Consider the following 12041-nt stretch of genomic DNA (forward strand, 5'->3'; position numbering starts at 1 on the left):
CGGGGGCAGTTGGCCGGAAACAGCGGAACTCAGGCGGAGGCGGTGCGGCACTCCGGGTGGCCCCAGCCGTGGTCGTTCTTCGCGATCATGTCCTTGGCCGCGTACGGCCGTCCGCAGTGGCAGCGGCCGGCGAACTTGGCCCGGATGGTGGCCCCGCCGCCCGTCTTCCGCGGCGCGGCCTTCTTCGCCGTGGCGCCGGTCCGGCGGCCCTCGGTGGCGCGGGAGGGCGCCGGGACGGGGGTGGCCGAGCCGTGCGCGGTGCCGGCGGCGGTCTGGGAGACGGCGGCCTCGCTGGCGGCCTGGTCGGCGAGCGCGTTGAGCGGGTCGCCGTCCACCTGGTGGGCGGGCACGTAGACGAAGCTCACGGCGCGCCCGGTCAGGAGCTCGTCGATGCGGGTGACCAGCTCGCGGTTGGCGATGGGCTTGCCGGCCGAGGTCTTCCAGCCGTTGCGCTTCCAGCCGGGCAGCCATTTGGTGACCGCGTTCATCGCGTACTGCGAGTCCATCCGGACTTCGAGCGCCACGGCGGGGTCCACGGACTCCAGCAGCTCCTGGAGGGCGGTCAGCTCGGCGACGTTGTTGGTGGCGGTGCCGAGCGGCCCCGCCTCCCACCGCTGGGGACGGCCCTCCGCGTCGGCCACCACATAGGCCCAGGCGGCCCGCCCCGGATTACCCTTCGACGCCCCGTCACACGCGGCGATCATGCGCTCGTTCATACCCTCGATCATGCCAGCGCGCGGGACCGTTTCCGTCCCCCAGCCCCTCACCTGCACCCTTCACGGTATGTGATGCTTCGGCGTGCATCGGTGACGGGGCGCTGCTTCCCTGAAGGGGCCCGCTCTCCCCTACCGTCCCCGAGGAGTGACGATGAGCGTTGCACGAGAGGTGAACCGAGCCCAGCAGATGCGTGAGAAGGCGCGGCACCTGACCGAGGCCGCGGAGCGCACCGGCGACCCGGAGCAGCGCCGCCGGCTCCAGGAGAAGGCCCGCAAGCTCCAGGAGCAGAGCGAGCGGCAGGACGGCCTGCCCGTGTGACGCGGGGCGCCCGGACCGGTGGACTGTCACTCTTCCATGAGTGGGTGACAGTCCACTGCCGCGTTCCGGCCCCCTCCGGGGTGGTTGATCACCCGCGCCTACGATGACTCCGCAAGCGTGTGCGAGGAAAGTGGGGCCTGCCATGAACAGCCGACCGGTCACGGTGGTCACCGGAGGCAGCCGGGGCATCGGTGCGGCGGTCTGCGTACGTCTGGCGGCCGAGGGCCATGACATCGCGCTGGCCTACCGCTCGGACGCCGAGGCGGCGGAGCAGGTCGCCGATGCGGTACGGGGAACGGGCCGGCGCTGTGTGACGGTCCGGGTGGACACGGCGGACGAGACGGACGTGGACCGCCTCTTCGACACCGCCGCCGCCGAGCTGGGCCCGGTCACCGGCCTGGTCAACAACGCGGGCATGAGCGGCCCGGTCGGCCCCCTGGCCGACGCGGACGCGGCGGGCATGCGGCGCGCCCTGGAGGTCAACGTCCTCGGCTATCTGCTCTGCGCGCGCCGCGCGGTGCGGGACATGACGGCCTCGGGCGGCGGGGCGATCGTCAATGTGTCCTCGGCCGCCGCCACGATCGGCAGCCCCGGCGAGTACGTGCACTACGCCGCCGCCAAGGGGGCCGTCGACACGATGACCGTCGGCCTGTCCAAGGAGGTCGGCCCGTCCGGCATCCGCGTCAACGCGGTCGCCCCCGGTGTCATCCGCACCGGCTTCCACGCGGACCCGGCCCGCCCCGACAAGCTGGGCCCCGGCACCCCGCTCGGCCGCCCCGGCGAACCGGAGGAGATCGCGGGCGCCGTCGCCTGGCTGCTCTCGCCGGACGCCTCGTACGCGACGGGGACGGTGCTGCGGGTGGCGGGCGGGCGCTAGGTCCTGTCGTCAAATTCCCGTCGTCCGCCCGGAGGGCGGGCCGGGCGGCGTCAGGTGCATCCCCAAGTTCTCGGCTCCGCTCGAACAGGGGAGACCCCACTTCTCGGTGTGCCGGCCCCAGACCCCTGTACTGGACGTACTGGGGTCTGGGGCCGGTGCGGCGAGAGTGCGTGCATGGCGCCGCCCGGCAGACGGGAATTTGACGACAGGGCCTAGGCGGCGTCCGACCACGCCCGGCACACCGGTTCCGGCGGTTTCGCGACGGGGCCGCGCCCGTTGCAGTAGAAGTGGTGGTGCACCGGAACAGGACAGGAAGGGGCCTGCCATGTCAGCGGGACGAGGTCGCACCGCCGCAGCCGTGTTCGACGCTCTCGGCACCGATTACGAGGCGGCGTTCGCCGCTTCGGCCACGCACCGCGCCTCGCTGGAGCGGCTTCTCGGGGTGCTCCCGCCGCACGCGCGGGTGCTGGACGTGGGCAGCGGGACGGGCCGGCCGACGGCGCAGACCCTGGTGGACGCCGGGCACGAGGTGCTGGGGGTCGATATCTCGCCGGTGATGGTGGACATCGCCGCCCGCCAGGTGCCGGGGGCGGAGTTCCGCTGCGCCGACATCCGCACGCTTCCGCTGGCGGACGGCTCCTTCGACGGGGTGTGCCTGTACTTCGCGCTGTTGCAGATGTCGCGGGAGGACCAGGGCGAGGTGCTGCGCCTGATCGCGCGGGCGCTGCGGCCGGGGGGCCATCTGGCAGTGGCGACGGTGCCGTTCGACGTGGAGGGGGTGAGCGGCACGTTCATGGGCCAGCCGGTCGAGGTGACCAGCTTCGGCGAGGACGCGTTCGCGGCGCTGGTGGAGGACGCCGGGTTCACCGTCCTGTCCCGGGAGAGCACGATGTTCGTGCCCGCCCTCCCGGCGGCCGTGCCCGAACCGCAGATGTTCCTGCTGGCCCGGCGGCGCTGAGCGGGCGGACATGCCGTGCGGTCCTCCCCGGCCCACAATGAGTCCATGAACGACCGCAGACCAGAGGGCCCCGTCCACGAGGGCGCGTCCCCGAGTCCCCCTCCGGTGCCCGCGGACATGCCCGACCAGCAGGTCCAGGAGGGCGAGGACCCGATGGACGTACAGGCTCCGCCGCGCGCCGGGCGGGACGCCGACGACGAACTGCCCGACCCCGACGAGTCCGGGTCGGGACGCCGCTCCGCCCGTAACGCCGGGGTGCACCCGGAGCATCCGGTGCCGGACGAGTCCCCGGGCTGAGCGGTGCGCCGTGAGCGCCGGGCCGCCCGGCGCGTCCTGGCGCTCGCGGTGGCCCCGTGCCTGGCCCTGGCGCTCGCCGCCCCGGCGGCCCGCGCGGAGCCCGGGACCGGGCGCGCGGCCGCGTGCGACCAGGACCGCGAGCGCTGCCTCGACGGCAGGCGCCTGCTGTACTGGTACGGCTACGGGCTCGGCGTACACCCGTTCACGACGCCGGAGGCCGTACGCCGGCAGCTCACCGACAACTTCCGGCTGTTCCCGGTGAGCGGGAGCTGCCCGGGCCGCGTCCGTACGGGCGACCGCTGCGATCTGCTGGGCGGCAATCCGGTGCGCGTGGAGTCCGCCGCCGGGGACCACCTCCAGATCGCCACGCTCCCCGGCCACGACCTGGGAAAGGGCCTGCACATCCGGTTCACGTTCACCCGCTCCCTCGGCTTCCACTACCTGGACGTCGCGGCGTGGCAGGACCGGGAGACGGACTGCGCCAGGCAGGTGCTGTGCGGCGCGGCGAGCCGTGCGGGCGCCTGGGCGCTGTGGCAGGTCCTGGCCCACACGCTGACGGTGTCCGCCTGGGCGGCCTAGGCCCTCGGACTGCGGGGAGCCGTCCGCCGTTCGATCATGGAGGCTATGGCCCCCATCCCCGCCGACGCCTCCGGGGCACCCCCGTGGATCGCACCGATGCTGGCCGTGCCCGGCCCGCTCCCCGTACCGGACACGGAGTGGGCCTTCGAGGCCAAGTGGGACGGTGCCCGGTGTGTCGTCGCGACACCGGGTGACGGCACCCTGCGGCTGACCTCACGGGCGCGCAACGACGTGACCCCGACCTATCCGGAGCTGCACGCGCTCGGTGACGTGCTGCGCGGCCGCGGTGTGGTCCTGGACGGCGAGATCGTGGCCCTGGACGCGGCGGGGCGGTCCGACTTCGGGCTGCTCCAGCGCCGGATGGGCATCCTGAACGCGCGCCGCGCCGCCCGACTGGCGCTGGACGTCCCCGCGCACCTGGTGGTCTTCGACGTGCTGTACCTGGACGGCCGGAGGCTGTCGGCGCTGGGTTACGAGGAGCGGCGCGCGATCCTGTCCGGGCTGCTGTCCGCGGGACCGCACTGGTCGGTGCCGTCCTATGTGCGCGGCCAGGGCGCGAAGGCGTGGGACACCGTGGTGCGCGGGGGCCTGGAGGGGGTGGTCGCCAAGCGGCTGTCCTCTCCGTACACACCGGGTCTCCGTTCACCCGACTGGCGCAAGACCAAGCGGGTCGAGACGCTGGACGTGGTCATCGGCGGCTGGACCCAGCGCAACGGCGCGCCCACCGGTGTGCCCGGGGCGGTGCTGGTCGGGCTGGACGAGCCGGCGGGACTGCGGTACGCGGGGTCCGTGGGGTCGGGGATGTCGGACCGGGAGCTGGGCGAGCTGCGGGACTGCCTGAGGGTGATCGCGCGTCCGGGGTCCCCGTTCACCGGGCCGGTCGATGTGGCCGGGGCGCACTGGGTGGAGCCGAGGCTGGTGGCGGAGGTCAGCGCGTCGCAGTGGACGGCGGCGGGGCGGCTGCGGCATCCGGTGTGGCAGCGGCTGCGGCCGGACCTGACCCGGCTCGACTAGGCCCTCCGCTCAGCCGGGCAGCGTGAGCCTGCGGGACACGCTGACGGCGGCCGAGAGGAGTTCCGCGCGGACCCGGGAGGTGCGGTACATCCGGTCGGACCGGAAGGAGATGCCGAGGGAACCGATCTGCTCGCCGCTGTAGACCGGGACGGCGACGCAGGTCGTGCCGCGTACGTACTCCTCGCGGTCCATGACCACCGGCGCGGGCGAGCCGTCGAGCTGCTGGACCAGCTCGTCGCGGTGGGTGATGGTCCGGGGGGTGAGCCCGGTCAGGTCGTGCCGGGAGAAGTAGTCGTCCCGCGCCTCGTCGTCGAGCTCCCGCAGCACGCTCTTGCCGAGCGCCGTGGCGTGTCCGGCCTCGTCCAGCCCCACCCACAGGTCCACCCGCGGGGTGCGCGCGCTGTCCACGATCTCCATGACCCGGACCTCGCCGTCCACGTAGAGCGTCAGATAGGCGGCGGCCCCCAGGTCGTTGCGCAGAGCGGTGAGGGCGGGCCGTACCCGGGCGGGCACCGGCTGGGTACGGGGGCCGCCGCCCGGGGCGTCGTCGGCGAGGACGTAGGTGTGGTCCTCCAGCTCCCTGAGGTAGCCGTCGCCGATGAGCATGGGCAGCAGTTCGTGCACGGTGGCCGGGGGAAGCCCCGCCTCCCGGGCCAGCTGCTGCGCGGTGGCCTCGCCCCCGTGGGCGCCCGCGGCCTCCAGCAGGCGGAGGGCGCGCCGGACGGTGGCGACGGGTTCGGGGCCGGCATGGTCGGCCATGCCCACCAGCATGGCCCCGCTGCCAAGAACCGGCAAAAGATCGCGGTGGCGGGGGTGCGTCCGGGGGACGTTTTGGGGCGTGACGCAAGCCATCTTTTGCGCTCGCGATCTCGGGGCAGGTCTCCGGTACGGTGACGAACGCTCCGTACCCGGCGGGTCACGGAGCACCTCGCCACCGCCGTCACGACTGGGGAGTCCGATGTTCGACAAGGTATTGGTCGCCAACCGCGGGGAGATCGCGATCCGCGCGTTCCGCGCGGCCTTCGAGCTGGGCATCTCCACGGTGGCCGTGTATCCGCACGAGGACCGCAACTCACTGCACCGGGCCAAGGCGGACGAGGCGTACCGGATCGGTGAGCCGGGGCATCCGGTGCGGGCGTATCTGTCGGTGGACGAGGTGGTGAGGGCGGCCCGGAAGGCGGGGGCGGACGCGATCTACCCCGGTTACGGCTTCCTGTCGGAGAATCCGGACCTGGCGGCGGCGTGCGCGGAGGCCGGCATCACCTTCGTCGGGCCCCCGGCGTCGGTGCTGAACCTGACGGGCAACAAGTCGCGTGCGGTGGCCGCTGCCCGGGCGGCCGGGGTGCCGGTGCTGAAGTCGTCGGAGCCGTCCGAGGACGTGGACGCCCTGGTCGCGGCCTCGGAGGAGATCGGCTTCCCGGTGTTCGTGAAGGCGGTCGCCGGGGGCGGCGGGCGCGGCATGCGGCGGGTGGCCGAGGCGGGTGAGCTGCGCGAGGCGATCGACGCGGCGATGCGCGAGGCGCGGTCCGCGTTCGGCGACGCGACGGTGTTCCTGGAGCAGGCGGTGATCAACCCCCGCCATATCGAGGTGCAGATCCTGGCCGACGCCGAGGGCAATGTGGTGCACCTCTACGAGCGGGACTGCTCGCTCCAGCGCCGCCACCAGAAGGTGGTCGAGATCGCGCCGGCCCCGAATCTGGACCCGGAGCTGCGGGCGCGGATCTGCGCCGACGCGGTCTCCTTCGCCCGGCACATCGGGTACGTGAACGCGGGCACCGTCGAATTCCTGGTGGACGAGCGCGGCAACCACGTCTTCATCGAGATGAACCCGCGCATCCAGGTCGAGCACACGGTGACGGAGCAGGTCACCGGCCGCGACCTGGTGATCGCGCAGCTGCGCATCGCGGCCGGCATGACCCTGCCCGAGCTGCGGCTTTCGCAGGACTCCATCGCGCTGACCGGCACCGCGATGCAGTGCCGGATCACGACGGAGGACCCGGTCAACGGCTTCCGTCCGGACACCGGCACCATCTCCGCGTACCGCTCCCCCGGCGGTCCGGGTGTGCGGCTCGACGGCGGGACCGTGCACACGGGTGCGGAGGTGTCGGCGCACTTCGACTCGATGCTGGTCAAGCTCACGTGCCACGGCCACGACTTCGCCAACGCGGCCCGCCGGGCACGCCGGGCGATCGCCGAGTTCCGCATCCGCGGGGTGGCGACCAACCTGCCGTTCCTGGGCGCGGTCCTCGACCACCCGGAGTTCCGGGCGGGGCGCGTCACCACCTCGTTCATCGACGAGCACCCGGAGCTGATCCGGGCCCGCCCGTCGGCCGACCGGGGCAGCCGGATGCTCAGCTATCTGGCGGAGACCACCGTCAACCGGCCTTACGGGCCCCGGCCTTCGGTGATCGACCCGGCGGACAAGCTGCCCGCGCTGCCGCCGGGCACACCGCCGCCCGGTTCGCGGCAGCGCCTGGCGAAGCTGGGTCCGGAGCGGTTCGCCGCCGAGCTGCGGGCGCGGTCGGCGGTCGCGGTCACCGACACCACGTTCCGCGACGCGCATCAGTCGCTGCTGGCGACCCGGGTGCGCACCCGGGACCTGCTGGCGGTCGCGCCGCAGGTGGCGCACACCGTGCCGCAGTTGCTGAGCCTGGAGTGCTGGGGCGGCGCGACCTACGACGTGGCGCTGCGGTTCCTGGCGGAGGACCCGTGGGAGCGGCTGGTCAAGCTGCGTGCGGCGGTGCCCAACATCTGTACGCAGATGCTGCTGCGCGGCCGCAACACGGTGGGCTACACGCCGTATCCGACGGAGGTCACCGAGGCGTTCGTCTCGGAGGCGGCCTCGGCCGGGATGGACATCTTCCGGATCTTCGACGCCCTCAACGACGTGTCGCAGATGCGTCCGGCGATCGACGCGGTACGTGCCACGGGGACCTCGCTGGCGGAGGTGGCGCTGTGCTACACCGCCGACCTGTCGGACCCGGGCGAGACGCTGTACACGCTGGACTACTACCTGCGGCTGGCCGAGGAGATCGTGACGGCGGGCGCCCATGTGCTGGCCATCAAGGACATGGCGGGGCTGCTGCGTCCGCCGGCCGCGCGCACCCTGGTCACGGCGTTGCGCGAGCGGTTCGACCTGCCGGTGCATCTGCACACCCATGACACGGCGGGCGGCCAGCTGGGCACGCTGATCGCCGCGATCGACGCCGGGGTGGACGCGGTGGACGCGGCCGTCGCCTCGATGGCCGGGACGACCAGCCAGCCGCCGCTGTCGGCGCTGGTGGCGGCCACGGACCACACCGAGCGCGCGACGGGCCTGTCGCTCCAGGCGGTCGGCGATCTGGAACCGTACTGGGAGGCGACCCGCAAGGTGTACGCCCCGTTCGAGTCGGGGCTGGCCTCGCCGACGGGCCGGATCTACCACCACGAGATCCCGGGCGGTCAGCTGTCCAACCTGCGGCAGCAGGCCATCGCGCTGGGCCTCGGCGACCGCTTCGAGCTGATCGAGGACTGCTACGCGGCGGCCGACCGGATGCTGGGCCGGCTGGTGAAGGTGACCCCGTCCTCGAAGGTGGTCGGTGACCTGGCGCTGCATCTGGTGGGCGCGGGCGTGAGTGCCGCGGACTTCGAGTCGGACCCGGGCAAGTTCGACGTACCGGACTCGGTGATCGGGTTCCTGCGCGGTGAGCTGGGCGACCCGCCCGGCGGCTGGCCCGAGCCGTTCCGCACCCGGGCGCTGAAGGGCCGGCCGGACAAGGCGCAGACCCCGCGGCTGTCGGACGAGGACCGCGAGGCGCTGCGCGATTCGCCGCGCGCGACGCTGAACCGGCTGCTGTTCCCCGGCCCGACGAAGGAGTTCACCGCGCACCGGGAGGCGTACGGCGACACCTCGGTGCTGCCGACGCCGGACTTCCTGTACGGGCTGGAGCCGGAGACGGAGCACCCGGTCGAGCTGGAGCCCGGGGTCACCCTGCTGTTCGAGCTGGAGGCCATCTCGGAGGCGGACGAGCGCGGCTTCCGGAGCGTACTGGCCACGCTCAACGGGCAGTTGCGGCCGGTGTCGGTGCGGGACAGGTCCGTGGCGACCGAGGTGAAGGCGGCGGAGAAGGCGGACCGGTCGAACGCGGGCCATGTGGCGGCGCCGTTCGCCGGGGTGGTGACGCTCCAGGTGGCGGAGGGCGCGTCGGTGTCGGCCGGTCAGACGGTCGCGACGATCGAGGCGATGAAGATGGAGGCGTCGATCACCGCCCAGTCGGCCGGTGTGGTGCGCCGTCTGGCCATCGGCCGGGTCCAGCAGGTGGAGGCGGGCGACCTCCTCATCGAGATCGGCTGACGACGCGCGGGGCCGCCCGCCGGCGGAGGGGAGCTTCCTCCGCCGGCGGGCCTCTTCTTGACCACCACCGAGCCAATTAAGGTTAGGCTAAGCTAAATGGAAGAGGATTCGGGACCGGTCGTCGTCATCAAGTTCGGCGGCAACGCCATGGTCGACGCACAGCTGCAACAGACCTTCGCCCAGGACGTCGTGGAGCTGCGGCGCACGGGGCTGCGCCCGGTCGTCGTGCACGGCGGCGGCCCGCAGATCAGCGCCATGCTCGACCGCCTCGGGCTGGAGAGCCGCTTCGAGGCGGGTCTGCGGGTGACCACGGCGGAGACCATGGAAGTGGTCCGCATGGCGCTGTCCGGCCGCGTCCAGCGCGAACTGGTGGGCCACATCAACAGCCATGGACCGTACGCCGTGGGCATGACCGGCGAGGACGCGCACACCATGACGGCCGTGCGCCGGCCCGCCTGGGTGGACGGCACACCGGTGGACATCGGCCAGGTCGGTGACGTCGTGGAGGTGAACCCGTCCATGGTGCGCGCCCTCCTGACGCAGGGTCACATACCGGTGGTCTCGCCGGTGGCCCGGGGCGCGGACGGCCAGGTGTACAACGTGAACGCGGATCTCGCCGCGTCCGCCCTGGCCGTGGCGCTCGGTGCGCGGCGACTGGTGGTCCTGACGGATGTGGCGGGGCTGTACGCGGACTGGCCGGCGAGCACCGAGGTGATCGGGCGCCTGACGGCGGACGCCCTGGACGGGCTGCTGCCGGGCCTGGCGAGCGGGATGCTGCCGAAGATGGAGGGCTGCCTGCGGGCGGTACGGGGCGGGGTCGGCCGGGCGGACGTGCTGGACGGCCGGGTGCCGCACGCGGTGCTGCGGAGCGTCCTCGGCGGGGACGGCGCGGGAACCACGGTGGTGCCGGACGAGGACCACGCGGTGAGCCCGGTCTGACGCGTAGGGGGCGCCGGGCCGGGCTCACGTGCGGCCCGGCGCCCGGTTCACAGGGTGCGGGCGAGGATCAGCGCGTTGCGCCGGGGGTCCAGGGATCCGGCCCAGGCACGCGGCGCCTGACGGGCCGCCACGGGTGCGAAGCCGTACCGGCGGAACAGCCGGCCGTCCCCGGTGGTCGCGGTGAAAAGGCCGCCGAGCCCCTGGGTGCGCCCCAGGGCCAGCGCGGTCCGCAGCAGGGCGCCCCCGGCCCCGCGCCCCTGCCGGTGCTCCGCCACGCAGAAGTTGTACAGGACGCCCGTGTGGGCCCCCTCCCCCTCGTACACCCGCAGGCCCACACAGCCCTCGATCCCGCCGTCGGGCCCGACGGCCACCAGGAATTCGGCGGCGCGGGCCGCGTAGAGGGAGTCGGGCCGTTCGCGCAGGGCGCCCGAGCGGGCGAACGGCCGGGACAGCTCCGCGAGTCCGGCGGCGTCGCCGGACCCGGCGGTCCGGACGCGCGGCGCCCGCGGGCGGGGCGGGGCAGGCAGGGGCACGGGGCGCGGCGCGGCCGTGGTCACGGACGTCAGGCGTCCATCGACGCGGCGAGCGAACGGGGCCGCAGATCGGTCCAGTTGGCCTCGACGTACTCCAGGCACGCGTCGCGCGTGTTCTCCTCGAAGGCGACCGTCCACCCGCCGGGCACCTCGGCGAACGACGGCCACAGGGAGTGCTGGCCCTCGTCGTTCACCAGGACCAGGAAACGGCCTTCGGGGTCGTCGAACGGGTTGGTGCTCATGCGGGCAGTGCCTCCTCATCAAGGAAAAACAAGCTTAGGTTAGGCTCGCCTAACAATTCGTGAGCTTAGCCTTTTCCGTTCCCCCCGCACAAGGAGACCCCTCATGCCCTCCGGTGATCGCACGGATCAGCTCCCGGCCGCCACCGGCAGCCCCTTCGCCGATTTCGGGCTGCCCGGCGAACCGGGCACCGAGGCGTTCTGGGCGGCGGCCCGGACGCCCGTGTCGCGGCCCGGTGGGGGCGGCGGCTGGACGACCCTCTTCCTCCGGCGCGGCGGCCCGGCCGACCTGGTCTTCGAGAGCTGGACGCGGGAGCCGCTGCCGCTGCGCCGGTGGGGCGGCACGGACTGCTGGTACGCGAAGGTGGATATGCCCGCGCGGCTGCGGGTCACCTACCGGTTCCTCACGGACGAGGGGGCGCACGCGGACCCGTTCAATCCGTCCGCCGCCGGTGGCGACCGCTCGATCGCGGCCACGCCGGACGCCCCGGCGCAGCCGTACTGGCCGCTCGTCGGAGCGGACGACGTCCTGCCGGTGCCCCGGACCCGGCTGCGCTGGGCGTCCGCGCGGCTCGGCGGGCGCCGCACGGTGCGCGTGCACCCGGTGGCGGGGGGCGGGCCCGTGGTGCTGCTGCTCGACGGGGACGACTGGCTGTATCTGCACCCGGCCATGACCGCGTTCGAGGCGGCCGTGGCGGACGGGGCGCTGCCGCCGGTCACCCTGGTGTTCCTGCCCGCCAAGGACCGGGTGGGCGAGTTCGCGTGCCGGCCGGAGCTGTGGGAGGCGGTCCGGGACGAACTGCTGCCGCTGGTCGCGGAGTCCGGGGTGCCCGCCGACCCGGGCACGCTGGTGGTCGCGGGGCAGAGCCTGGGCGGGCTCGGCGCGCTGTACGCCGCCGTGGAGTTCCCGGAGCTGGTGTCGCGGGTCGCCTGCCAGTCGGGGTCGTTCTGGTGGGCGCCCGACTGCGCGAGCCGCACGGATCTGCTGGACGGGCCGCCCGGCGGCGCCCTCGCGGACCTGCTCCGGAAGCGGCCGGACCTGTCCGGCCTGCGTATCGCGTTCGACGTCGGGGAGCACGAGACGCGGATGCTCGCCCACTGCACGGCGGTCGAGGCCCTGACCGAGCGGGCCGGGGCGGCCGTACGGGTGTCGCGGTCGCCCTCGGATCACGACCGCGCGGGGTGGCGGCACGCGATGCTCCGGGACGTCGCCTGGGCGCTCGGCTGAGCCGTCGCC

Annotated in this window: 13 protein-coding genes; 9 read left to right on the top strand and 4 right to left on the bottom strand. The window is 73.7% G+C overall.

Annotation, left to right across the window (positions count from 1 at the left end; genetic code table 11):
* Nucleotides 1–29 precede the first annotated feature (29 nt).
* On the bottom strand, nt 30–716 hold the full coding sequence (locus OG338_RS01180; RefSeq protein WP_405935523.1) for a ribonuclease H: 687 nt from the start codon (nt 714–716) through the stop codon (nt 30–32).
* A 151-nt stretch (nt 717–867) separates the two neighbouring features.
* On the opposite strand from OG338_RS01180, the gene OG338_RS01185 reads away from it, so the two are divergent.
* From OG338_RS01185 to ligD, 6 genes are all read left to right on the top strand, one after another.
* Nucleotides 868–1035: a DUF6381 family protein gene (locus OG338_RS01185; RefSeq protein WP_405935524.1), complete on the top strand. Its 168-nt coding sequence runs from the start codon at nt 868–870 to the stop codon at nt 1033–1035.
* 142 nt (nt 1036–1177) lie between these two features.
* Entirely contained in the window at nt 1178–1912 is a 735-nt protein-coding gene (locus OG338_RS01190; RefSeq protein ID WP_405935525.1) for an SDR family NAD(P)-dependent oxidoreductase, read from the top strand.
* A 325-nt stretch (nt 1913–2237) separates the two neighbouring features.
* Complete coding sequence (locus tag OG338_RS01195) at nt 2238–2870, top strand: class I SAM-dependent methyltransferase (protein ID WP_405935526.1); 633 nt, start codon at nt 2238–2240, stop codon at nt 2868–2870.
* 45 nt (nt 2871–2915) lie between these two features.
* Entirely contained in the window at nt 2916–3167 is a 252-nt protein-coding gene (locus OG338_RS01200) for a hypothetical protein (protein ID WP_405935527.1), read from the top strand.
* Between the two features lie 3 nt (nt 3168–3170).
* Nucleotides 3171–3746 carry a hypothetical protein gene (locus tag OG338_RS01205; RefSeq protein WP_405935528.1) on the top strand — a complete coding sequence of 192 codons (576 nt, stop codon included), beginning with the start codon at nt 3171–3173 and terminating at the stop codon, nt 3744–3746.
* 45 nt (nt 3747–3791) lie between these two features.
* Entirely contained in the window at nt 3792–4760 is a 969-nt protein-coding gene (gene ligD / locus OG338_RS01210; RefSeq protein ID WP_405935529.1) for a non-homologous end-joining DNA ligase, read from the top strand.
* Between the two features lie 9 nt (nt 4761–4769).
* Here the strand turns inward: ligD and OG338_RS01215 are convergent, their stop codons facing one another.
* On the bottom strand, nt 4770–5519 hold the full coding sequence (locus OG338_RS01215) for an IclR family transcriptional regulator (RefSeq protein ID WP_405935530.1): 750 nt from the start codon (nt 5517–5519) through the stop codon (nt 4770–4772).
* A gap of 199 nt (nt 5520–5718) precedes the next feature.
* Between OG338_RS01215 and OG338_RS01220 the strand changes: the two genes are divergently transcribed.
* Together OG338_RS01220 and argB are read left to right on the top strand one after the other, a co-directional pair.
* The gene (locus OG338_RS01220; protein WP_405935531.1) at nt 5719–9093 is read left to right on the top strand and encodes a pyruvate carboxylase; all 3375 of its coding nucleotides are present in this window, start codon (nt 5719–5721) and stop codon (nt 9091–9093) included.
* Nucleotides 9094–9189: 96 nt separating this feature from the next.
* On the top strand, nt 9190–10032 hold the full coding sequence (gene argB / locus OG338_RS01225; RefSeq protein WP_405935532.1) for an acetylglutamate kinase: 843 nt from the start codon (nt 9190–9192) through the stop codon (nt 10030–10032).
* A 47-nt stretch (nt 10033–10079) separates the two neighbouring features.
* On the opposite strand, the gene OG338_RS01230 is transcribed toward argB, so the two are convergent.
* Both OG338_RS01230 and OG338_RS01235 read right to left on the bottom strand, forming a co-directional pair.
* Nucleotides 10080–10589: a GNAT family N-acetyltransferase gene (locus tag OG338_RS01230; RefSeq protein ID WP_405935533.1), complete on the bottom strand. Its 510-nt coding sequence runs from the start codon at nt 10587–10589 to the stop codon at nt 10080–10082.
* 5 nt (nt 10590–10594) lie between these two features.
* Nucleotides 10595–10807 carry an MbtH family protein gene (locus OG338_RS01235; RefSeq protein WP_405935534.1) on the bottom strand — a complete coding sequence of 71 codons (213 nt, stop codon included), beginning with the start codon at nt 10805–10807 and terminating at the stop codon, nt 10595–10597.
* A gap of 103 nt (nt 10808–10910) precedes the next feature.
* Here OG338_RS01235 and OG338_RS01240 point away from each other — a divergent pair, with 103 nt between their 5' ends.
* On the top strand, nt 10911–12032 hold the full coding sequence (locus OG338_RS01240; protein ID WP_405935535.1) for an alpha/beta hydrolase-fold protein: 1122 nt from the start codon (nt 10911–10913) through the stop codon (nt 12030–12032).
* Nucleotides 12033–12041 lie beyond the last annotated feature (9 nt).

Origin of the sequence: Streptomyces sp. NBC_00726 (assembly GCF_045161735.1) — a bacterium.
In the GTDB taxonomy this organism is placed as follows: Bacteria; Actinomycetota; Actinomycetes; order Streptomycetales; family Streptomycetaceae; genus Streptomyces.